Source organism: Actinoplanes sp. NPDC026619 (assembly GCF_040638295.1).
Lineage (GTDB): Bacteria > Actinomycetota > Actinomycetes > Mycobacteriales > Micromonosporaceae > Actinoplanes.
The window spans coordinates 435,300-457,587 of sequence record NZ_JBEZYA010000001.1 but is presented as its reverse complement, the minus strand read 5'-3'; the positions used below and the strand labels follow the sequence as shown (position 1 = coordinate 457,587).

The window sequence follows — 22,288 nt, the reverse complement described above, 5'->3', positions numbered from 1 at the left end:
GCTGCCTCATTAATTCCTAGTAGACTGATAGGCATGAGTCGGATTCTCGGCATCGGGCCGCTGCGCAGCTTCGTCGCGGTGGCCGACTGCGGCGGTTTCCAGCGAGCCGCCACGTCGCTGCACCTCACCCAGGGCGCCGTGAGCCAGCACGTTCGCCGGCTGGAGTCCGCCCTCGGCCGGCCGCTGGTCGAGCGGGACGGCCGCGGCTCGCGCTTCACCACCGACGGCGAGACGCTGCTGGCCCAGGCCCGGCGCATCCTCGCCGCCCACGACGAGACCCTGCGCGTCTTCGAGGTCGAGCCGGAGCACCGCCTGGTGATCGGCGCGACCGAGCACGCCGCCTCGGTGCTGCTCCCGGCCCTGGCCGGCGCCTTCCCCGGCCGCCGGGTGCGGTTCCGCATCGACCGCGGGGCGCAACTGCGGGCCGCGCTCGCCGAGGGCCGGATCGACCTGGCCCTGCTGATCGGCGCCGACGACGACGGCCGGGCCGTCGGTGAACTGCCCCTGACTTGGTACTCCGCGCCGCACTGGCGTCCTGCTGCCGACGGCGGCCCGGTGCCGCTGGTCGCCTTCGACGCGCCCTGCGCGCTGCGCAGCCGGGCCCTCGACACGCTCGCCGAGCACGGCCTGCCCGCCGAGATGGGCTGCGAGGCGGCCCACCTGGCCGGCGTGCAGGCGGCGGTGCGGGCCGGCCTGGGCGTGGCGCTGATGGCCGGGCTCGAGCGGGAGCTCGACGGGCTGATCGCGCGGGACGACCTGCCGGCCGCGCGACCGCTCGTGCTGTCGGTCCAGCCACGCGGCGGGCTGCCGGCCGCACTGGCCGACAGCGCCGCCCGGACCCTGCGGGATCTGCTGGCCGCTCATTTCGGGAGCGAAGTCGGCCGATAAGGCGAATGTGCCGCTTGTTCGCCTGTACGCCGCCGTGACCGGTGTGCTCGTGGTGACCTACCTGGCCTGGCCGGCCGGGGTGCGGCCCTGGCTGCTGGTGGTGGTCGCCCTGAGCCCGCTGGCCGCTCTGCTGGGGCGGCTGCGGCGGGCGCCGGCCGGCACCCGGCTGGCCCTGTGGCTGCTGCTGGCCGCGATCGTCGTCTACGGCGCCGGCAACCTCACCTGGGCCTGGCTGATCGCGACCGCCGGGCGGGCCGCGGCCAACGACTTCCCGGCCGTCAGCATCGCGTCCAGCCTGGGCGGGATGCTCGCACTCGCCGCGTCGCTGGTCGTCGTCCGGCAGCGCGGGCGCGGTGACCTCGGCGGCATCATCGACTCGGTCATCGCCGCGGTCGGGCTGACCGGCGTCCTGTGGGACACCACCCTGTGGCCCGCGCTGACCGCCGCCGGGGTGGCGACCGGCCTGCAGATCTTCAACTTCGTCAACGTCTTCCTGATGGCCGGCACGCTCGGCGCCCTGCTGCGGGTGTCGCTCGTCTCCGACCAGCGCATCGTCTCGGTGCGCCTGATCTCCGTGTCGGTCGGGTTCGCGCTGCTGGAGAACGTGTCCGCGGCCGTCACCGGCCGCTCCGGCGCCGACTGGGTGAACGTGTTCTACCTGGCCGGCTTCGTGGCACTGGGTTGCGCCGCGCTGCACCCGTCGATGGCCTGGATGACCACCCCCGGCCAGGTCCCCGACGATCACCTGAACACCGGCCGGCTGGTCTTCCTCGGCGCCATGCTGGCGATCGGGCCGATCGTCGGCGGCGGCCGCGCCATGTTCGATCTGCCCACCGACGGCGTCCTGCTGGCGGTGTCGTCAGCCGGGATGGTCCCGCTGGTCATGGTGCGGATCGCCCGCCTGTCGACCGCCCGGCGCGCGGCCGAGCTGGCCCTGCGCCGGCTGGCCACCTCCGATCCGCTGACCGGGCTGCCGAACCGCTCCGCCTGCGTCGAGCGCATCGACCAGGAGCTGGCCGCCGGCCCGGCCGACCTGGCGATCCTGTTCTGCGACCTGGACGGCTTCAAACCGGTCAACGACCGCCTCGGGCACGCCGCCGGCGATGCCGTGCTCATCGCGGTCGCCGACCACCTGCGGGCCGGGCTGCGCGGCGCCGACCTGGTCAGCCGCTTCGGCGGCGACGAGTTCGTGATCATCTGCCGCGGCCCGGGCGCGGCCGGCGCGATGACCGACCGGATCCGGGCGATGGTCGCCGGCGACTTCACCGCCGGCGAGGCCACCGGGGGCGAGCGGGTCCGCATCGGCGTCAGCGTCGGCGTCACCCACGCCCGCCCCGGTGACACCGCCGACGACGTCATCACCCGCGCCGACCTGGCCATGTACGAGGCAAAGAGGCACAAGAAGATCGGCGCCCTGAGCCTCAGCCACGGGTAGCGGCCACCTGGGTCGCGTTCGCGAACTGCGTTTCCAGCAGTTGCTTGATCGCCGCCATCTCGGTGGGGTGTTTCGCCATCGCCCGTTGCTGGTAGGCGGTCTCGACCGCCAGCATCGTGCCGGCCACCTTCGCCTGCGTCTTGCAGGCGGCATCGGCGGTCGCCACGGTGATCTCCGCCTTGCTGGGCTGGGCGGTCTGCCAGCGTCTGTCCGCGCCGGCCGCCGACGGGTCGGGATAGTCGAAGCCCGCCGCCGTCATGCACTTGCGCCACTCGCCTACGGCATGGGCGACGCGGCTGTCGTGCGCCATTTGCTGGTACGTGTCGAGCTGAAGCCGCTCCGCGATTCCGGGATCAGCCTTCGGCGCCCCTTTGTCGAGTTGCCGGGTGGCTTCTCCGGCACATCCGCCGGCCGGAACCGGCTGGCCGCCGAATGTCTGTTCGCCGGTGCCACCCCAGACGTTCACCGCGTCGCTGGTCGGCTGCTTTTGCTTCGCCTGCCGGGCGGCAATATCTTTTCCGCGCTTCTCGGCGTCGAGGTGGTGGTAACCCTCGATCTTCGCCTTGTCCGGATCGGTGATCGAATAACGTCGCGCGTTCTGCGCCGCCGGCGGGCCGGGAGTCGGCGAATTCGGTGGCCAGTACAGACCGAACCGATTCATGCAGGCGCGGCCGAGAATATCCACGGCGACGGTGAACGCGCGAATCTTGTCGGCGGATAGCCGATAAGCGTCGATCGGCAGCACGATATCGGAATCCGAGCGCACCACCGGAATGGCGCCGATCGGCGGTTCGGACGTCGGCGCCGGTGAGGCGGTGCACGCCGAGGCCGTGGAAATGACCATGGCGATGCCGCCGCAGGCGAGGATCTTCTTGATGATCATCTTCGACGACTCCCTGGTGGGGACAGCCCGCCCGGGAATGCCGGACGGGCTGTCGTTCGGGTGGTCAGCTACACGGCCGGCTTACTGGAAGTCGTGCGAGCTGATCGCGTTGTCGAAGCTGCTCAGGTTGTAGTACGCCCAGCTCTGGCTACCCGAGGACGTCTGGTACGGGTACACGTTGATGTACGCGCCGCCGTTGGCGATGCCGGTGTCGATGGCATTGACGTAGGCCCGGACAAAGCTGGAGGAGTAGTTGGCCACGCTGCTGCCCGAGTCGTTCACCGTACGGGTTGTGCCGAAGTAGGTCGGGGGAGCAGTGAGCGGCAGGGTGTAGTTGGTGACGTCACCGGTGGTGTCGTACACCCCGCCGAGGTAGTTCGCGTCCTCGAACACCACGAACTCACCGAGGTTGGCCACGCCGTTCGGCGCGGCGAAGGCCGACGTCGAGAGGGCGACAGCACCCAGGACGCCCGCGGCAATAGCGAGGGCAGCGCCAGTCTTACGGATCATTTTTTGCTCCCGGTTTCGGGCGGAGCTCGGCTACGGATTGAACCGAGCGAAGGGACCCTCAGGCTGCCTACGATCTTTCGACCGATGGGCAATTGCAGCGGTGAGGTGCCTCAAGTGTTACGCCGAAAACTGGTATCCGTCAATGACAGTTTCTTCGGGGTAATCGTTATGTGATCAATTTAAGCCGCAGGGGAATTAATGAATCGGACGCGAATAGATGAATGAATAGGCACTCATCCTTGTCGCGCAACGGGATTGGGTCCGGCCACGATGGACGGCGCGCCGGCGGCCGGAGCAAGCTACGCCCGGCGTTCCCAAGATATTCGCCGGTGCGGCCCCATTCAGGAGCGACTATCGCCTGCCCAATTGCCTGATCGCGGTATAGCCGCTCGGTCCGGGGGAGCCCGTCGTTCGGGCAGGCACAAACTGCCGAAGCGCCGATGCTCCCGGTGTCATCCAAGAACATCGGCGCTCGACTTTCTCCGTCAACCGCCGGTGATCGACCAGTGCCACGCCTCGGCCGGCAGGTTCACGAAGCCGTACTCCGCGGCGTGCACCTTCAGCCAGGCGAACGCCGGGCTCTTCGACGTGAGCGTCTTTCCGCCCGACGTGATGTCGACGGCCATGCCGATCTCGTGCAGCGACCGCCCCGGAATCGCGGTCGGCACCCGGCACGAGGAGGCCGGCGCGGTCCACACGTCCGGGCAGCCGTTGATCGTCCGCAGCTCGATCTGCCGCTGCTTGGTCCGGAAACCGCCTCCGGAGATCGCGATCCCGTCCGCTTTGGCGGCGTCGACCATGTGCCGGAACGCGAACGCGACGCTCTTGTGCACCGTCACGCCGTACACCTGGGCAGTGTCTTGCGTAGTGAACGCCGGCCGGGTCTGGTTGACCACGTCCTGGCTCATCGCCGCCGCTTTCGCGGCGAGGCTCTCGGCCGAGCCGAGGCCGGCGATGGCCTTCTCGGTCGCCGCCACCGCGAGCGACGAGGTCTTCCACGCGCCGAGCGCGGCGTTCAACGCGGTGGTTGCGCTGCCCGCGTCGGTCCGGGCCTGCTTGAGTACGTCGTCAGCCCGGGTCACCTGGACCTTGCGCGTGTTGACCGTCTTCACCGCGGCATTGACCGCGTTGGTCGCCTTGGTGACCGCGGCCGCGCTGCGCGGCTTCTGCTTGGACACCTTGGCCACGTTCTTCTTCGCGTCCGTGGCGGCCTGGACCGCCGCCGCGAGCTGCTCGCCGGCCGCCGTGCGAGCGTCGGTGGCGCTGGTCAGCCGCGCCTGTGCGCCGGTGCCGGCCGCCTTGGCCGCGGTCACGTCGGCGACCGCGCCGGCAAACGCGGTCTTCCGGCTGCCGAGAACCGTGCGCAGCTGCGCGAGCTGCGCATCCGCGGTAAGACTGCGGTACATCAGCGTCGACCAGCTGTTGGCGGCGATGGGGACGGCCGCCTCGGCCGTCCCCACCGCCGAGGCAAGGGGCAGCACACCACCCACCGCCGCGATGACGGCTGCCGCGGTGAAACGTCGGGCTCGGGCGCTCATGTGCTCGGGTCGCGTAGTCACCCGAAGAGCGTGTTTCCCCCGGGGTGCAGCCCGGCTCCCCCGTGGGAGCGGCCCGGTTGCGGGCCCGTTATTCCAGGCAGGTGTCCGGCAGCAGGAACCAGCGGAGCTTCTCGAAGCTGGCCGGCAGGCCGGGGGCGGAGCCGTCGACCGGGTCGGGGCGGGACTCCATCAGGCGGCGGGCCTCGGCCAGGTGCGCGGGCAGGACGGCCTCGCCCAGGGTGGGCTGCGCGATCGGGAGTTCGGCGTCCGGGCTCAGGTCGGCCAGGCGCAGGTCGGCCAGGCGGATGGCCGGCTCGGTGTGGGCGACGTGCGACCAGAGCGACGTGTGCGGGTCGAAGCGGTAGTCGGGGAGCATGCGCGCGCCGTGGGTGGCGATCAGGGCCACCGCCTCGGCCAGGTAGTCGGCGACCGCGTCGGAGATGAACCAGCCCAGGTTGAGGCGGGACCAGCCGGGCTTGATGCCCTCCCAGCCGGCCGCGATCTCCTCGCGGAACTCGCGGGAGTGCGCGTCGTCGATGCCGAGCAGCCGGTGGCCGTACGGGCCGGCGCAGGAACAGCCGCCGCGCAGCTGGATGCCGAACAGGTCGTTGAGCAGCGCCACCACGAAGCCGTGGTGGAGATAGCGGGCGCCCGCACGGATCTGGAACGACACGATCGGCAGGCGGTCGGCGTGCAGATCGCCGAGGATCTCGATGCGCGGCTCGGCGGTCCAGCGGGTCAGCAGGCGCTGCCACAGCTCGTGCTCGCGGGCGCCGATCAGATCCGTACCCACCTCATCCTTGATCTTGAAAACCAGGCCGGCCCGGATCGACTCGACGATCGCGGGGGTGCCGCCCTCCTCGCGCGCGATCGGGTCGTCGAGGTATTTGTGGCCGATCGGGTCGACGAACGCGACCGTGCCGCCGCCCGGCACCGTCGGCACCCGGTTGGCGATCAGCTCGCGGCGCAGCACCAGCACACCGGGGGTCTGCGGGCCGCCGGCGAACTTGTGCGGGGACAGGAACACCGCGTCCTTGTCGTGCATGCCGATCGGCACGTAGGGGCCGGCCGCGGCGTAGTCCCACACCGCGAGGGCGCCGTGCTCGTGCAGCACCGCCGACACCGCGGCCACGTCGGTGAGGATGCCGGTCACGTTCGAAGCCGCCGAGAACGCGCCGATGCGCAACGGGCGATCGGCGTACTCCTCGAGGTGTTTGCGCAGGTCGTCGAGGTCGACGTGGCCGTTGTCGTCGGCGCCGATCGACACCACCTCGGCGGTCGACTCACGCCAGGGCAGCTCGTTGGAATGGTGCTCGTACGGGCCGATGAAGACGACCGCGCGTTCGGCCTGCGGGATGTGGGCGGACAGGCCGTACCGGTCGTCGAGGGTCTCCGGCAGTCGCAGGCCGAGGATGCCGACCAGCTTGTTGACCGCGGCGGTCGCGCCCGAGCCGCAGAACAGCACCGCGTCCTCCGGGCCGGCGCCGACGCTGCGGTGGACCAGCGCCCGGGCCTCCTCGCGCAGCCGGCCGGTCTGTGCGCCGGTCGCGGACGCCTCGGTGTGCGTGTTCGCGTAGCCGGGCAGCACCCGGAAGCGGATGAAATCCTCGATGAAGTCCAGAGCCTGACCGGAGGCCGTGTAGTCGGCGTGCGTGATGCGCCGCGGACCGTACGGGCCGTCGAGGACCGCGCCGGCGCCGATCAGGCCGCGGCGGATGCGCTCGAGAATGGGGGTGTCCATGGCCCGAGGGTGCCGCACCGCGGCCGAGAAGACAATCAGTACCGGTAACGCCGGGGCCGCCGCCGCGAGGACATGGTTCGCCAGGTCAGGAACGCGCCGGCGGCCACCGCGGCGCCCAGCACGCCGAGGATGACGTTCTTGTTGGTGCCGAGGGTCTGGTTCTCGGCGACCGAGTTGAGCGCCGTGCCACCGGCCGGCGCGGCCGCGGAGGCGGAGGTGGCGGCGGACGGCGCGGGCGCGGTCGGCAGGGCGGCGAAGTCGACGATGTCACTCGACTCCAGCAGCGTCATGTGCGTGGCGACGAACTGGTTGGCCTGCTGGGCGAGCTTGCGCACGGTGTCGTTGCGGGTGCTGGCCCGGATCGTCGCGATCGCCGGGAAGATCTTGCCGTGGGCCGCGCGGAGCCGGTCGATGTAGATCTGGTCGAACTCCTCGCCCTCGGCCTCGCGCATCTCGCCGAGCCAGCCCTGCTGGTCCTTGTTCGGCTGGTTCGGCAGCTTGATGCCGAGCTTCTTGGCGGCCGCCCGGTCGAGCTTGTCCAGCGCCACGTGCTGGGCGGCGATGTTCTTCCCGATCTCCTGGATCTTCGGGTTCTTCGACTTCTGCTGGGCCATCTCGCCCGCCGGGATCTCCCAGAGCCCGGCCAGCCGCACCTTGACCACCAGGTCCTTGTCGGCGTCGGTGAGCTGGCCCTCGCCGGTGTCGGTGATCAGTTCGCCGGGCGGCACCGGCACCCCGGGCTCGGCAAAGGCCAGCGCCTTGGACGAATCGAGCAGGACCAGCGCCGCCACCGCGAACAACGGACCCCACACACGCCGCCACCAGAACACGGGAGCCTCCTCGACGCTTTTGCGAACCACGCTGGTGGTCTTCAATACGCAGCGGAGCTCCCTTTGGATCACCTGTGAGCGAGGAAAGTCAAGAGGACTAAGGTCCCGAATCCCCCTGGCGGCGGGGGTAGAGACTGGCGGGGTGAGTTCCGCAGCTGAGCAGCGCCACGCCCGCATCATGAAGGCGGCGGCGGTCACCTTTGCCCGGTACGGCTATCGGCGTACCTCCATGGAAGCGGTCGCCTCGGCGGCCGGCATGTCCCGGCCGGCGCTGTACCAGTACTTCAGCAACAAGGAGGCGGTCTTCCGGGAGATGACCCGGTGGCTGCTGGAGCGCAACGCCGCGGTGACCGAGGTGCCGGGCGCCCCGCTCGAGAGGTTCGCGAAGCTACGGGAGCAGGCCGGCCGGATCGACGCCGGTGAGCTCGACGAGGTCTGGGCCTTGCTCGGCACGGTGCGGCCCGAGGAGATCCTCGGCGAGTGGCGGGGCAGCGAGTTCGACACCGGCCACCCGCTCAACGGCCGGCTGGAACAGGCCGGGTGGTTCGGCAAGACGTTCGTGAGCGTGTCCGACGCCAAGCCGCTCATCTGCCGCGACGCCGAGGGCAAGCTCTACTCCAACACCGAGCTCGGCAAGGGCGAGGCCAGCCTGTGGAACATCGAGTTCCGCGGCGAGGTCACCGCGACCATGGTCTACGACGGACAGCCGGTGTTCGACCACTTCAAGCGGGTCGACGACGACACCCTGATGGGCATCATGAACGTCAAGCAGAACGGCGGACTCTTCTACTACTTCATCCTGGAAAGGGCCTGATGCGCATCCGGGCCGCGGTCACCGAGACGGCCGGCGGGCCGTTCGTGGTCCAGGACGTCGATCTCGAGCCGCCGCGCGGTCACGAAGTGCTGGTCCGGGTCATGGCGGCCGGGCTCTGCCACACCGACCTCACCATGCAGGCGGTCTGGCCGCTGACCCCGATGGTCTTCGGCCACGAGGGCGCCGGCGTCGTCGAAGCGGTCGGCGAGCAGGTCACCACGGTCACGCCCGGCGATCATGTCTGCCTCACGTTCCACAGTTGCGGGTCGTGCGACCAATGCGCGGCCGGCCGGCCCGCCTACTGCCGCTCGGCGCGCGCCCTCAACGCCTCCGGCGGCCGCGGCGACGGCACCTCCCCGCTGTCGCGGGACGGAAAAATGGTGCATGGCGGGTTCTTCGGTCAATCCAGCTTTGCCACGTACGCCGTGGCCAGTGAACGAAACGCCGTTCGCCTGCCCGCCGACCTTCCTTTTCCGGTGGCCGCGCCGCTGGGCTGCAGCGTGCAGACCGGCGCCGGCACCGTCCTCAACCGCCTGCGCCCCGCGCCCGGCGACTCGCTGCTGGTCATCGGCTGCGGCGGGGTCGGCCTCAGCGCCGTGCTGGCCGGGGTGGTGGCCGGCTGCACGCCGGTCGTCGCCGTCGACCCGATCGAGTCGCGGCGCGCCCTCGCGGTCGAGCTGGGCGCGACGGAGGCCACCGGCCCGACCGGACTCACCGGACACTTCGACCACATCGTCGACACCACGAGCCGCCCCGAGATGCTCACCGCCGCCGTGAAAGCGCTGCGGCCGCTCGGCGCGCTCGCCATGGTCGGCATCGGCCGCGAGGTCACGTTCGACATCATGAGCCTGCTGAACTCGGGCGCGCGCATCCACGGCGTGCTCGAAGGCGACTCCGACCCGCAGAGCTTCCTCCCGCGGCTGATCGACCTGCACCGGCGCGGCGCCCTGCCGATCGAGCGCCTGATCACCACGTTCCCCTTCGAGGACATCGCCGGCGCGGTGGCCGGCATGCGCGACGGCTCCGCCATCAAGCCGGTCCTCGTCTTCGCATGATCGCCGGATGACACGACGGAGGCCGGGCGCACCGCGCCCGGCCTCCACCAGAAACCTGTTTAGTGCGGGTGTCCGCCGCCGGGCCTGCCCGGCCCCGGCCATCCCTGGCCCTGGGCCTGCTGATCCGGCCAGCCGTTGTGATCGCGGCGTTCGGCCTTCAGCACGTACTGGCCTCGGTACGGGCCCCAGCTGACCTGATCGCAGTCCGGGTCTTCCCAGCGGTTCTGGGAATCGCCCAGGCGCCCGACCCACTCGCAGTCGTAGCTGTTGCTGAAGTAGCCGATCACGTCCTCATCGTGGCGCGGTGGCGGCGCAGGGCTGGCCTGAGCCGGTCCCGCTCCGACGATCGCGGTCAGAAGACCGGCGCCGAGGAGCATCGACAGTTTTGCCGTGGTGTGCATGTCGCGCCTCCCTACTCATGACATGACCCGACCAGGCCATCACGGGAAGGAGTCATGCGTCTGACGAACGGCGCTTTTGCAACCGCGGGCCGGTCGGCCACCGGCCCTGCCGAGGTCTTTCCGCCTATTTCTCCGCGCGCTCCAGACGGTGCGCGAGCCACGCCACGGCTTGCGGGTAGCGGTAGTCGATGCCGCCGTGGCTTGCCGGGAACAGCTCGAACTGGACGCGGTCGTCCGGGACGCCGATGCGGGACAGACCGGCCCGGAACGCCTCGGCGCCCAGGTCCAGGAACCATTCGTCGCGGGTGCCGGCGTCGATCCAGATGGCCCGCTGCGAGCGGAGCGCGTCGGCGTACCGGTCGATCATCCGGATCGGGTCCCAGGCCAGCCAGCGCTCCCACCGCTCGGGGATGAGCTGCCCGCTGCGCGGGTCGAACGGCAGTTGCGGCGTGCCGTCGGCGGCGGGGGAGAAGGCCGCGGTGCAGCCGAGGAGGAGCAGCAGGGCGGTGTCGTGCTCCTTGGTGAACGGGGTGCGGCCGCGGAAGTCCGCCCACCATTTCTGGATGTCGTGGTCGTAGTCGCGCAGGGCCCGGGTGGCCTTGGCGAACTCGTTGAGATAGCAGTATTCGTACAGCGCGTCGCCGGCGTGGGTGGCGAGCGCGCCGAACAGGTCGGGCCGCAGCATCGGGGTGATCATCGCGCCGAAGCCACCGGACGACTTGCCGCTGATCGCCCGGGAGCCGGGCGCGTCGATCGTGCGGAAGTTGGCGTCGACCCACGGGACGACCTCGTCGCAGAGGTACGAGTGGTAGGCCCCGGTCCCGGCCGAGTCGACGAACTGCGACCCGCCGAACGCCGTCCAGGCGTCGACGTAGACCAGGATGCAGCCGGGCGCCTCGCCGGTCGCGAACACCGCGTCGGCGGTCTCGATGAACGGCTGCCGGAACGGCGTCCGGTTGGCCCACATGCTGATGTGCCCGGCGTAACCCTGGATCACGTAGATCGCCGGGTAGCGCTGCTCGCCCGACTCGGCGTAACCCGGCGGCGTGTAGACCCACAGCGGCCGCACGTGCGGATCACCGAGCGGATTGCCGCGCAGCAGCTCCGACTCGATCGTCTCCTGATGCAGTTCCCCGGCGAGTTCGTGATCCCATGGCAGCACGTCCGCCAGCGTAGTGCGCTCGCTCAGGCGCCGGAGGCCCGCTTGTCGGCTTCGTGGTCGGCCTCGCCGACCGGCACCCCGTCGGAGTCGCGGGCCCCGAGCGTCAGGTCGGCCCGGCCGCCGGAGCGCGCGATGTCGGCCTCGACGTCGGCGGCGCCGATCGGAACGCCGGCTCCGGCCCCGGTCACGTCCTCGACCTCGGGCTTGGCGGCCAGCGCGAACGCGATCAGCGGATTCTGGGCGATAGTCATGATTTCCCTCCCCGTGTTTCCCCTCCCGGTGCCCGCGCCGATGGCCGGTAAACCCCTATATATGGATAAGTCCGGTGAATTCGCGTGCCAGCCGGCTGGGATCCAGGGCCGCGGGGTCGCGCCCGCTCATCACTCAGAAGAAGGCCGGCCGACGAGGAGCGCGATGTGCTCGTCGCTCCCGGCGCCGGCCACCCGCTCCAGCACGACGCGGGCGCTGTCGCCGAGCAGTTCCCTCGTTGAGATCAACTCCTTGACCGCGGGATCGTGCTGGGCGGCGGCCAGCAGCGCGCGGTAGGGGGCGCCCGCCGGGGAGTGCGCAAGGAACCGCACCAGGGCGCCGAGGTAGGCGGTGAGCTCGGCCAGGGGAGTCGCCGCGGGCGGGACGGCGAGCTCCTGCTCCGCGTCGGCGGCGCATGCCTCGAAGAGGACCTCGGCCTTCGTCGACCACCAGCGGTAGACCGTCTGGCGGCCGACACCCGCGCGCTCGGCGATGCCCTTCATCGTCATGGCGGCGTACCCGACCTCCAGCAGGAGGTCGTCGACCGCGTGCAGAAGCATGACTGGGCCGACCCCGCCGAGTCCGACCGGGCCGAGCGGGCCGCGGTCGAGACGATGGCCGAGGCTCTCGCCGGCAGCGACCGGCCGTTCGCCTCGGCATGTCCGCCTCGAGCGCGCGCACCCGTGCGCTGCTCGACTGGGTTCCCACCGGTCCGACCCTGGTCGAGGACATCCTGGCCGGGTCGTACGGTTTTATATAGTGAGAAGGTAGGACGGAACCGGCTCTTCGGGCTTCCTGGAACCGGGCCGCGAGCGGCGGCCCGGCAGGCTGCCGCGCTCTTCGCGCTGGCCGGCGTGCTCGGCGTCGCGGCCATCGGCAACGACGCGAGCCACGCCCGCGACCTGCTGATCGTGGCGGTCTGCGACTTCGTCATGGCGCTCGCCGCCCGGCTGTTGCCGTGGGAACGGTGGCGGCCGAACGCGCCGGCCCTGCTCGGCCTGTTCGGGTTCGGCGTCCTCGGCCTGTCCACCTGGTCGTTCGGCGGCGTCGCGAGCGGCACCGGGCCGTTCCTGGTGCTGCTCTACGCCTGGGCGGCGCTGCACTACCCGCGGTGGGTGCTGCTGGCCTACGCCGCGCCGGCCACCGCCGCCTATCTCGTTCCGCTCATCCTGACCCGCCAGCCACCCATGGTGGTGGGCAGCGCGTTCATCTTCATGCCGGTCACGATCATCGTGGCCCTGCTCATCGAGGCGCAGGCCCGGCACCTGCGCGACGACCGGGAGCGGCTGGCGCGCATCGAGCAGTGGCGCTCGGCGATGGTCAACACCCTGGCCCACGACGTCCGGTCACCCCTGTCGACCGTACGCATGACCCTCGAAGAGCTGAAGGAGACCGCGACCGGGCACGAGGAGCGCATGGTCGACGCCGCCCTGCGACAGACCAACCGGGTCTTCCGCCTCGCCGATGGCCTCCTCGACATGCAGCGCATCGACAGCACCGGCCACCTCAAGCTGGACCGCCGCGAGCTGCGGGCGCGGACGCTGGTGCAGGAGGCCCTCCAATATGTGCGCACCGACAAGGAGGTGGTGGTCGACGTCGACGACGACCTGATGATCTGCGTCGACAAGCAGCGCTTCGAGCAGATCCTGATCAACCTGGTCGGCAACGCGCTGCGCTACGGCAAGCCGCCGGTCGTCATCAGGCTGGAGAAGGACCGGCTCGAAGTGCGCGATCACGGCCCGGGCATCCCGGCGGAGCTGCGGACGACCCTGTTCGGGCAGTTCGCCGTGGGTGGCCCGGAAGGGGTCGGGCTCGGCCTGTGGATCGTCCGGCAGCTCGCGGTCGCGCACGGCGGTCAGGCCGTCGCCGAGGTCCGCGATCCCGGCGTCGCCATGGTGATCACGTTTCCGGTCACGGCGAAGGGGTAGTGAGACGGATGTTCGAAGGGAGAGACTCATGACCGACACCACGAACGGCAACGCCGCCAAGGACCCGGCCGACTGGACCACCGGTGACGAGCCGGCCACCGCCGCGCAGGAGTCCTACCTGCACACGCTGGCCACCGAGGCCGGCGAGGGCGCCCCCGAGGGCCTCACCAAGGCCGATGCGTCCCGCAAGATCGACGAGCTGCAGGAGAAGACCGGCCGCGGCCGATAAGGGGGCCTTGCCCCCTTCCCCCACTTGACACCGTGATGTGTGATTGACCCGGCTCGCTATCATGCGAGCCCGGCGAACGCCCGATCGCGGGGCCCAGTCACGGGGTGGTGGTGCGGTGAGGTCCTGGATGAGGCGTCGCGATCACAACGTCTTCTTCAACGTGCTCGCGTTCCTGACCTGTGGCCTGCTCATGGGCGTCGTCGTGGCGGCCGCCGTCTTCCCGGTGGCGGCGATGTCGGGGCTGGCCGCGCGGGCCGGCAACCAGGCGTTCGCGAGCCTGCCCAGCGACATCAAGCAGTTCCGGTCGCCGCAGATCACCCGCATCTACGCGTCCGACAACAAGACGCAGATCGCCCAGTTCTACGACGAGTTCCGCAGCGACGTCCCGCTGAAGGACATCTCTAAGTACATGCCTGCCGCCATGATCGCCGCCGAGGACCGGGAGTTCCCCAACCACAACGGCGTCGACGTCAAGGGCGTGGCCCGCGCGCTGGTGAGCAACAACCAGGGCAAGGCCGGCAAGCAGGGCGCCTCGACGATCAGCATGCAGCTGGTGCGCATGTCCCTGGCCTATTCGGCGACCAACCCGCAGGAGGTCGTCGACGCCACGAAGGACACGCCGAAGCGCAAGGTCACCGAGATGAAGTACGCCATGCAGCTCGAGAAGGAGCTGTCCAAGGACCAGATCATCGAGCGTTACCTGAACATCGCGCCGTTCGGCAAGCAGACGTATGGGATCTTCGCCGCCAGCCAGGTCTACTTCAACAAGAAGCCGAAGGACCTCACGGTCGGCCAGGCCGCCATGCTCGCCGGCATCGTGCGCGCGCCGTCCTACTACGACCCGACCACCGGCGAGGGTTACGACCAACTGCTGCAGCGCCGCAACGCGTACGTGCTGCCCGGCATGGTGCTGACCGGCGCGATCACCCAGGCCGAGGCGGACAAGGCGCTGAAGGAGCCGATCCCGAAGGAGGTGCGGGCGGTCAGCAACGGCTGCGTGTCGGTGGCGAAGAACGAGTGGGGCTTCTTCTGCGACTACTTCTACCGCTGGTGGATGGGGCGCGAGGAGTTCGGCAGCACCCCTTATGACCGCGAGCGCCGCCTCAAGAGCGGCGGTTACCGCATCACCACGACCCTGGACATCAAGGCGCAGAAGGACGCGCGGGCCAACGTCGCCGGCGCGATCTCCGACGGCAACAAGAACGCCCTGCTGCTGGCCGCGGTCGCGCCCGGCTCCGGCAAGGTGCGGCTGCTCGCCGCGAACCGGCGGTTCAAGCTCGACGACCCGGCCCACCCGGCGAACAAGATCTCGTCCGACCCGAAGAAGGCGAAGAAGGGGGTCCGGGGCACCTACCCGAACACCACGAACCCGCTGCTCACCGGCGGTGGCGACATCACCGGTTACCAGGCCGGCTCGGTGATGAAGATGTTCACCATGGTGGCCGCCCTGGAAAAGGGCTACCCATTGGCGTACACGATCAAGGCCGAGAAGCAGTACCGGTCGGGCTACATCATCGACTCCGGCAACGACTCGGCCTGCGCCGGCACGCACTTCTGGTGCCCGCAGAACTCGGGTGGCGGTGGCGAGGGCGTCTACAACATGTGGACCGGCTTCGGTAAGTCGATCAACACCTTCTTCGTGCCGCTGGAGGAGCGGGTCGGCGCGGAAAATGTGGTCAGCGTGGCCAAGCGCTTCGGCGTCCAGTTCCGCGCGCCGAGCGACGCGGTGCTGGCCCAGCCGGGCAACTCGCACCAGTGGGGCGCGTTCACCCTGGGCGTCTCGTCGACCACCCCGCTCGACATGGCCAATGCTTACGCGACGCTGGCCGGCGACGGGATGTATTGCGATCCCACCCCGATCGAGCAGATCGCCACCCTCTCCGGCGAGAAGCTCGACGTCGGCAAGCCGCACTGCACCCGCGCCACCAGCTCCGACGTGGCCCGCGCCGCGCTCGACGCGACCCGCTGCCCGGTCGGCGACTCGGCCCAGCTCGGCAGCTGCAACGGCGCCACCGCGCGGGCGACCCGCGGCGTGGTCGGGCACCCGGTGTTCGGCAAGACCGGCACCACCGACCGCGACAAGACCGCCGCGCTGATCGCCGGCACCACGTCGCTGGTCGTGGCGGGTTACCTGGTCAACCCGGACTGGCAGGCGCACACCGACCGGATGGAGCACTCCACGGTCAACCCGGCGGTCTACAACACCCTCGCCGACTACATGAAGGGCAAGCCGAAGATCCAGTTCAAGACCCCGAGCAGCCGCAAGATCGCGGTCGGCGACCAGCGCTCCATCCCGGACGTCGAGTGCCTGACGGTCGCCCGCGCGCGCAGCCGCGTCGAGGGCGCCGGTTTCTCGGTCTGGGTCGGCAGCGGCCAGGTCGACTCGAAGTGCCCGGCCGGCACGGCCGCCGGCACCGAGCCGAGCGGCCGCACCATCAAGGGCGGCGTGGTGATCATCCAGGTCAGCAACGGCAAGGGCGCCGCGAAACCGGGAACGCCACCGACCCTGCCCGGCCTCCCACCACCGCGTCGCTGACCGGTCAGTCCCCGCCACGCGCTGGCGGGGGCTGGTCGGCCGCAGCGCGCCGCCCGTACGGCGCGAGGTCTCCATCGGACTGCGCTCGCCGATCACGCCCATGCCGTGCGCGTCGTCCACGTACAGCACCGCATCGTGCTCCCGCCACGACGTACCCCTTTCCAGATGGGGATCTTGAAAGCCGTACCCCCAAGATCGTGGATCAACCGAAAAGGTCTGATCGATCGGGAAAGGTTGCGGCTCGGCGGGCCCGGTGGGTACAGATGCGGGATGACCAACGTCGTTCGTGCGGTTCTGGCCGGCAGCCTGGCGCTTGGCCTGGCCGCCTGTTCCTCGAGCTCATCGGCGGAACCGGCGGCCACGACCGTGGCGCCGTCGAGCGGCCCGGCGCCCGCGCTGGCCGCCACCACCGTTCGCCCGCTGGCCGGCACCGGCGCCGCCCCGTTCGACTCCAGCCGCGAGGTGCAGGCCCCGCCCGGCTGGACGGTCAGCGTCTGGGCCCGGCTGCCCGGCGCCCGCCTGCTGGCCTGGACCCCGGACCGGAAACTGCTGGTCTCCCGGCCCAAGAGCGGCGACGTGATCGAGCTGACCCCCGGCTCCGGCGACGCCGTGCCGGCTCAGCAGACGCTGGTCGAGGGCCTGAACCAGCCGCACGGCCTCGCCTTCGCCGGCGACACCCTCTACGTGGCCGAGAGCAACCAGGTGGACGGCTTCACCTACGCGAACGGCGCGCTCTCCGGCAAGCGGCTGGTCGCCGGCGGGCTGCCCGACGCGAAGAGCCCCGAGCTGGGCGGCGCCTACGCGCACGCGCTCAAGAGCGTCGCGGTCGGTAAGGACGGCGCGCTCTACATCTCGATCGGCTCGACCGGCAACATCTCGGCCGACGACCGCGACGCCACCCCGGAGCGGGCCTCGATCCTGCGCGTGCCGCCGGGTGGCGGGTCGCCCGCGACGTTCGCCCGCGGTGTGCGCAACGGCACCGGCCTGGCGATCGACCCGGACGGCGGGGTCTGGACCGCGGTCAACAACCGGGACAACACCGCCTATCCGTACGAGGGTGACGACCACGGCAAGGTCATCCAGTCGTACGTCAACGACCACCCCATCGAGCCGCTCGCCAAACTGACCCAGGGGCGCGACCTCGGCTGGCCGTACTGCAATCCGGACCCCGACCTGAAGCCGGGGGAGAAGAACTCGCCGCTCAGCTACACGAACCGGCCGTTCGTGCGGGACCTGCAGACCAACGCCGACGGCGCCAAGCTCGACTGTGCCACGCTGCCCGCGGTCGAGCAGGGGATGGGCGCGCACAGCGCGCCGCTCGGGCTGAGCTTCGCGACTTCGCCCGGCCTACCCGGTGAGTACGGCGCCGGAGCGCTCGTCGGCATCCACGGCTCGTGGAACCGGAAGCCGCCGCGCGCGCCCGAGGTCGCGTTCTTCCCGTGGCGCGACGGCACGCTCGGCCCGCAGCAGACGTTGCTGACCGGCTTCCAGAACGCCGACGGCTCGCGCTGGGGCCGCCCGGTCGCGGCCGTGCAGGGCCCGGACGGCGCGCTGTACGTCAGTGACGACCTGGCCGGAGCGATCTATCGCGTCGCCGCGGCCGCGCCCTGACCCGGAAGCCGCAACGACTTCCGGGCCGTTACCCGCACCGGGTCAGTTCACGAAGTCCTGGGTGAACCACACCTTGCCGTTCGAGTCGCGGGTGACCGCGAGCCCGATCCGCTTGAAGCTGGTGTTGAGCAGGTTCTTGCGGTGGCCGTCGTTCGGGGCCACCTCGGCCATCATCAGGTCGGTCAGCCCGTTGGCCGCCGCGATGATCGACGCCTGGGTGTTCTGGGCGTTGCCCTGGCCGATGTTCTCGCCGGCGGTGTTCCACGAGACGCCCGCCGCCGTGAACCGGTCACCCAGTCCGGCCTCGCCGGAGCACTGGTGCGACAGGCCGCAGCCGCCGGCCATCAGCGCGTTGTGCGCCTCGGACGCCGTGGACAGCTGGGCGCTGAGGGTGAGCGGCGCGACGCCGTTCGCCGCCCGGGCCGCGTTGATGTGCTCGAGCGCGGCCGTGATCACCGGGTCGCCGGCCGGCGTCGTGGTCGGCGGCACGGTGGTCGGCGTGGTGGCCGGGGCGGTCGTCGGCACCGTGGTCGGCGTCGTGTCCGGCGTGGTGGCGGACGGCGTGGCCGAGGGCGAGGCCGGGACGGTCGGCGGCGGCGCGGTGGGCTGCGTCGTCGGCGCGCTCGTGGCCGGAGTCGTCGGTGCCGTCGTGGCCGAGGTGGTCGGTCGCGGCCGGTGCCGGTAGGCCTCGGTGGTGGCCGAGCCGAGCGCCGAGGCGGGGCGGGCGTCGTGCGAGCGGTGGATCGTCCGTGCGGAGGCGACCCCGGTCACGCCGAGCAGGCCGGCCGTGGCGACGGCCAGGACTACGTAGCGGGTCCGGGTGGGCTTGCGGTGACGGGAAAGCACGTTTGTCCTCGTTCATGGTCGATGTGCGTCGTGGGGCGGCGCGACTGACCACTATGCGCAGCATCGATCCATTCCGTACGACTCTTCAGGATTCCTTAAAGATCGCCACAGGCGGGCCTAACCCAGGCCGTGGGTACTGTTGGTCGCGATGTCCAGCCAAACCCGCCGTCTTGCCCTCCTCTTCGGAACCGTCGTCCTGGTTCTCGCCGCCGTCAACATCGCCGACAAGTTCGGCCCGCGGCACACTGGACTGGTCGCCGGCCCCCTGGTCGCCCTGATGCTCGTGCTGATCGCGCGGCGGGCCGGGCTGAGCTGGCGGGACCTGGGCATGTCGCGGCAGACGCTGCTGCCCGGCCTGAAATACGCGGTGGGCGCGGTCGGCGCGGTGATCGTCGTCTACGGCATCGGGATCGCCCTGCCGCTGACCCGCCCCGCCTTCCAGGACGTGCGCTACCACCTGCATCCCGGGGCCGCGCTGATGACCGCGTTCATCGTGGTGCCGATCGGCACTGTGCTGCTCGAGGAGATCGCCTTCCGCGGCGTCCTGCTCGGCCTGGTCAACCGGCACCGCGGCGCCACCTGGGCCAGCATCACGTCGTCGGTCCTGTTCGGCTTCTGGCACATCCTGCCGTCCCTGCGCCTCAACCACGCCAACCAGGCGGTCGGGGCCGCCGTCGGCGCCGGCATGACCGGCCGGGTGCTGGCCGTCGCGGGCGCCGTCGCCTTCACGGCGGTAGCCGGCCTGCTGCTGTGCGAGTTGCGCCGCCGCAGCGGCAGCCTGCTCGCCTCAGCCGCCCTGCACTGGGCCACGAACGGCCTCGGCCTGCTGGCCGCCTCCGCCCTGGCCGCCACCCGCCTGGCCTGAACCGCCCGCCACCTCGTCGGCCGTCCGGCCCCGCCGGACCGGCGAGGGCGATCAGGACAGGAACTGACCGCTGAGCGGCCTAGCGTGGCCGGTATGGAGAACTACACGACCGTCGCGCCGTGGATCGTCACGCCGGACACCGGGGCGTTGCTGGATTTCGTCACCGCCGTGTTCGACGGCGTCGAGCTGGGCCGGGTGGCGCTCGAGGACGGCAGCATCGGGCACGCCGAGATCCGGGTGGGCGACACGGTTCTGCTCGCGTTCGACCGGCGGCCGGACTGGCCGGCCATGCCGTCGCTGCTCCGGGTCTTCGTCGCCGATGCCGACGCGACGATGAAGCGGGCGGTCGCGGCCGGGGCTCGCGTAGTGACCGAGTCCGCCACCCACGCGTTCGGGCAGCGGGGCGGCCGGGTCCGTGATCCGTCCGGCAACATCTGGTGGATCAGCGCGGTGGTCGAGGACGTCGCGCCCGAAGTAGGCATGCGACGGCTGGCCGAGCCGCGATTCGCCGAGGCGATGCGCGACGCCCAGGAGACCCTGGACCGGGAGCTGAGCGGCGGCCCCGGCGGAGCGGTCAGCCGACCAGGAACGTTCCGGTCATGAAGACCACCAGGAGTACGGCGTGCAGGGCGGCGCCGATCATCAGGACGCTGCGGTCGACGAGCCGGTTGGCGCCGAGCCGGGCCAGCACCAGAATGACCGCCACCGCCTCCATCGTGTAGCGCGCCGCCGACTGCATCGACCGGCCGCCCACCTCGGTGGACATCAGCAGGACCAGGGTGAGGGCGGCCTGCACCACCAGGTAGAGCTGGTCGCGACGGAACCTGACCGGCCCGGCGACGCAGAGGATCAGCAGCACCACCGCGACCAGGATGGTGCCGGCGTCCAGGATTCCGCCCAGCGCGGCCGGGGAGAGCAGACCATGACCGCTCGCCTGCCGCACCGCGATCAGCCAGGCCTCGCCGGGGAACGTGTATCGCCGGCCCCACTGGTCCTGCGCGGCGCTGAACGCGAGCGGATCGCCCAGCTCCAGCCGGCAGTAGACGCTGTAGGCCACGACGCCCAGCGGCACCAGCGCGATCCCGAGAACGTCGGGACGCAACCGGCGCCGGCGCAGGTATTCGATCGCCAGCGGCGCCATCAGCAGCAGGCCGAACAGCCGGGTGGCGGAGGACAGCGCGCCCAGCGAGCCGGCCAGCCACCAGTGCCCGCGCCGCCCGGCGTAGAGCGCGCCGACGGCCAGCAGCAGGAACAGCGACTCGTTGTAGCCGATGAACAGGAAGAACCCGGTCGGGAACGCGGCCAGGTACCACGCCGCGCGCTGCGCCACCCGCGGGCCGAACTCGTGCTCGGCGAGCCGGTGCAGCACCGCGAGCGCGCCGAACGCGGCGAGGTTCGCGACGACCAGGGCCGCGGCCAGGGCGCCGCCCGGCAGCACCACGTCGGTGACGTGGATCAGCAGCGGATACAGCGGGAAGAACGCCGGGAAGCCGGGGCCGAGGTGGTAGCCGCTCTCGGCGATCCGCACGTAATGGCCGGCGTCCCAGTGGTTCCAGCCGAGGAAGATCATCGACAGGTCCGGGGTCTGGCCTTCCTTACCGGGCAGCCAGGCCAGCGCGCTCACGGCGAGATGGGTGACGGTGACGGCCGACCAGATCGCCAGGGCCGCGATGAACGCCGCCCGCCAGGGCTGCCGGACCGGGGTGACCGCCGGTGCCGCCGCCGGGGCCGGGACCGTGGCCGGCTCAAGAACGGACTGCAACGCGGGCTCCCTGGTCGACGGTGGCCGAGTCGAAGACGACGACGTAGTCGGGGCGGCCCTGCAGGCCCGTGAAGATCCGTGCCACGTACTCGCCGAGCAGGCCGAGGCACAGCAGCTGCAGCGCGCCGAGGAACACCATCGCGACGAAGAGCGAGGTCCAGCCGGGTACGACGTTGCCCCACAGATGGGCGGCCAGGACACCGGCCGCGAGCAGCAGGCACAGGACGATGCCGGCGCAGCCCAGCCAGGTCGCGAACCGCAGCGGCGCGGCCGAGAAGCCGGTGATGCTGTCGACGGCCAGCCGCACCATCTTGGCGATCGGATACTTCGAGCGGCCCGCGGCCCGCCGCTCCCGGGTGTAGGTCACCTCGCCGCTGGGCAGGCCGAGCCACGGCACCAGCAGGCGATAGACCGGCCGGTGCTCGGGCAGCCCGGTCAGGGCGTCCACGGCGGTTCGGCTCAGCAGCCGGAAATCGCCGGCGTTCGCCGGCACGGCGGCGCCGGCCACGCGCCGGACGAGGCGGTAGTACGCCCCGGCCGTCCAGCGCTTGAACGGGCTGTCGGTGCGGCGGTCGGCCCGCACGCCGTGCACCACGTCGAGCCCCGAGCTCTCGGCCAGCCGCAGCATCTCGGCGATCACCTCGGGTGGGTCCTGCAGGTCGACGTCGATGCTGACCACGTACTGCCCGCGGGCGCGGTGCAGGCCGGCGGTGAGCGCGTTCTGATGACCGCTGTTACGGCGCAGCCGGACGACCCGCAGCTGGGGCCACTGCCGGCGCATCAGCTCCAGCACCGCCGGGGTGGCGTCGGAGCTGCCGTCGTCGACCGCCAGCACCTCGTACGACCCGCCCAGGCTGTCGAGCACCGGGCGCAGCCGGTCGGCGAACAGCGGAAGCACGTCCTGTTCGTTGAACACGGGAACAACCACGGACAACCTCATCTGGCACTCCCTTTCACATCCCAACCGGTGAGAAGGTTGGCCAACGAAAAGGGAGCGCCGGACGG

General features: G+C 70.9%; 22 protein-coding genes. 10 read left to right on the top strand and 12 right to left on the bottom strand.

Features of this window, described 5'->3' with window-relative positions:
• Positions 1–33 precede the first annotated feature (33 nt).
• Together AB0E90_RS02250 and AB0E90_RS02245 are read left to right on the top strand one after the other, a co-directional pair.
• Positions 34–888, top strand: a complete 855-nt coding sequence (locus tag AB0E90_RS02250; protein WP_360398072.1) for a LysR family transcriptional regulator — start codon at positions 34–36, stop codon at positions 886–888.
• A gap of 7 nt (positions 889–895) precedes the next feature.
• Positions 896–2,323 (top strand): GGDEF domain-containing protein, encoded by a 1,428-nt coding sequence (locus AB0E90_RS02245; RefSeq protein ID WP_360398070.1) that lies wholly within the window; start codon positions 896–898, stop codon positions 2,321–2,323.
• Here AB0E90_RS02245 and AB0E90_RS02240 read toward each other — a convergent pair.
• From AB0E90_RS02240 to AB0E90_RS02220, 5 genes are all read right to left on the bottom strand, one after another.
• Positions 2,310–3,206, bottom strand: coding sequence for a hypothetical protein (locus AB0E90_RS02240; protein WP_360398068.1), 897 nt, complete (start codon positions 3,204–3,206; stop codon positions 2,310–2,312). The two genes, AB0E90_RS02245 and AB0E90_RS02240, sit on opposite strands and share 14 nt — an antisense overlap.
• Before the next feature lie 81 nt (positions 3,207–3,287).
• A complete protein-coding gene (locus tag AB0E90_RS02235; protein WP_360398066.1) occupies positions 3,288–3,716 on the bottom strand; it encodes a peptidase inhibitor family I36 protein in 429 nt (142 codons plus the stop codon).
• Between the two features lie 485 nt (positions 3,717–4,201).
• Positions 4,202–5,275, bottom strand: a complete 1,074-nt coding sequence (locus AB0E90_RS02230; protein ID WP_360398064.1) for a M15 family metallopeptidase — start codon at positions 5,273–5,275, stop codon at positions 4,202–4,204.
• 67 nt (positions 5,276–5,342) lie between these two features.
• Entirely contained in the window at positions 5,343–6,995 is a 1,653-nt protein-coding gene (locus AB0E90_RS02225; protein WP_360398062.1) for an aminotransferase class V-fold PLP-dependent enzyme, read from the bottom strand.
• Positions 6,996–7,030: 35 nt separating this feature from the next.
• On the bottom strand, positions 7,031–7,825 hold the full coding sequence (locus AB0E90_RS02220) for a DUF4142 domain-containing protein (RefSeq protein ID WP_360398060.1): 795 nt from the start codon (positions 7,823–7,825) through the stop codon (positions 7,031–7,033).
• Between the two features lie 142 nt (positions 7,826–7,967).
• Here AB0E90_RS02220 and AB0E90_RS02215 point away from each other — a divergent pair, with 142 nt between their 5' ends.
• The gene (locus AB0E90_RS02215) at positions 7,968–8,639 is read left to right on the top strand and encodes a DUF4334 domain-containing protein (RefSeq protein ID WP_360398058.1); all 672 of its coding nucleotides are present in this window, start codon (positions 7,968–7,970) and stop codon (positions 8,637–8,639) included.
• On the top strand, positions 8,639–9,694 hold the full coding sequence (locus AB0E90_RS02210) for an NAD(P)-dependent alcohol dehydrogenase (RefSeq protein WP_360398056.1): 1,056 nt from the start codon (positions 8,639–8,641) through the stop codon (positions 9,692–9,694). The genes AB0E90_RS02215 and AB0E90_RS02210 overlap by 1 nt, the downstream gene beginning before the upstream one ends.
• A 59-nt stretch (positions 9,695–9,753) precedes the next feature.
• Here AB0E90_RS02210 and AB0E90_RS02205 read toward each other — a convergent pair whose 3' ends face one another.
• The 4 genes from AB0E90_RS02205 to AB0E90_RS02190 form a co-directional block, all read right to left on the bottom strand.
• Complete coding sequence (locus AB0E90_RS02205) at positions 9,754–10,095, bottom strand: hypothetical protein (RefSeq protein WP_360398054.1); 342 nt, start codon at positions 10,093–10,095, stop codon at positions 9,754–9,756.
• 124 nt (positions 10,096–10,219) lie between these two features.
• On the bottom strand, positions 10,220–11,257 hold the full coding sequence (locus AB0E90_RS02200; protein WP_360398052.1) for an alpha/beta hydrolase-fold protein: 1,038 nt from the start codon (positions 11,255–11,257) through the stop codon (positions 10,220–10,222).
• Positions 11,258–11,280: 23 nt separating this feature from the next.
• Positions 11,281–11,508: a hypothetical protein gene (locus AB0E90_RS02195; RefSeq protein WP_360398050.1), complete on the bottom strand. Its 228-nt coding sequence runs from the start codon at positions 11,506–11,508 to the stop codon at positions 11,281–11,283.
• Between the two features lie 129 nt (positions 11,509–11,637).
• Positions 11,638–12,066, bottom strand: coding sequence for a TetR/AcrR family transcriptional regulator (locus AB0E90_RS02190; RefSeq protein WP_360398048.1), 429 nt, complete (start codon positions 12,064–12,066; stop codon positions 11,638–11,640).
• 294 nt (positions 12,067–12,360) lie between these two features.
• Here AB0E90_RS02190 and AB0E90_RS02185 point away from each other — a divergent pair, with 294 nt between their 5' ends.
• The 4 genes from AB0E90_RS02185 to AB0E90_RS02170 all read left to right on the top strand — a co-directional run bounded on the left by AB0E90_RS02185 (position 12,361) and on the right by AB0E90_RS02170 (position 17,810).
• On the top strand, positions 12,361–13,434 hold the full coding sequence (locus AB0E90_RS02185) for a HAMP domain-containing sensor histidine kinase (RefSeq protein WP_360398046.1): 1,074 nt from the start codon (positions 12,361–12,363) through the stop codon (positions 13,432–13,434).
• 28 nt (positions 13,435–13,462) lie between these two features.
• Entirely contained in the window at positions 13,463–13,663 is a 201-nt protein-coding gene (locus AB0E90_RS02180) for a DUF3072 domain-containing protein (protein ID WP_360398044.1), read from the top strand.
• A 127-nt stretch (positions 13,664–13,790) separates the two neighbouring features.
• Positions 13,791–16,199, top strand: coding sequence for a transglycosylase domain-containing protein (locus AB0E90_RS02175; protein WP_360398042.1), 2,409 nt, complete (start codon positions 13,791–13,793; stop codon positions 16,197–16,199).
• A gap of 270 nt (positions 16,200–16,469) precedes the next feature.
• A complete protein-coding gene (locus AB0E90_RS02170; RefSeq protein WP_360398040.1) occupies positions 16,470–17,810 on the top strand; it encodes a gluconolaconase in 1,341 nt (446 codons plus the stop codon).
• Positions 17,811–17,852: 42 nt separating this feature from the next.
• Here the strand turns inward: AB0E90_RS02170 and AB0E90_RS02165 are convergent, their stop codons facing one another.
• The gene (locus AB0E90_RS02165) at positions 17,853–18,656 is read right to left on the bottom strand and encodes a CAP domain-containing protein (protein WP_360398038.1); all 804 of its coding nucleotides are present in this window, start codon (positions 18,654–18,656) and stop codon (positions 17,853–17,855) included.
• Between the two features lie 148 nt (positions 18,657–18,804).
• Here AB0E90_RS02165 and AB0E90_RS02160 point away from each other — a divergent pair, with 148 nt between their 5' ends.
• Together AB0E90_RS02160 and AB0E90_RS02155 are read left to right on the top strand one after the other, a co-directional pair.
• Positions 18,805–19,521: a CPBP family intramembrane glutamic endopeptidase gene (locus AB0E90_RS02160; protein ID WP_360398036.1), complete on the top strand. Its 717-nt coding sequence runs from the start codon at positions 18,805–18,807 to the stop codon at positions 19,519–19,521.
• A gap of 93 nt (positions 19,522–19,614) precedes the next feature.
• Positions 19,615–20,124, top strand: a complete 510-nt coding sequence (locus AB0E90_RS02155) for a VOC family protein (protein WP_360398034.1) — start codon at positions 19,615–19,617, stop codon at positions 20,122–20,124.
• Here the strand turns inward: AB0E90_RS02155 and AB0E90_RS02150 are convergent.
• Positions 20,096–21,283 (bottom strand): mannosyltransferase family protein, encoded by a 1,188-nt coding sequence (locus tag AB0E90_RS02150; protein WP_360398032.1) that lies wholly within the window; start codon positions 21,281–21,283, stop codon positions 20,096–20,098. The two genes, AB0E90_RS02155 and AB0E90_RS02150, sit on opposite strands and share 29 nt — an antisense overlap.
• On the bottom strand, positions 21,267–22,223 hold the full coding sequence (locus AB0E90_RS02145; protein WP_360398030.1) for a glycosyltransferase family 2 protein: 957 nt from the start codon (positions 22,221–22,223) through the stop codon (positions 21,267–21,269). Before AB0E90_RS02145 ends, AB0E90_RS02150 begins: the two co-directional genes overlap by 17 nt.
• Between the last annotated feature and the right edge of the window lie 65 nt (positions 22,224–22,288).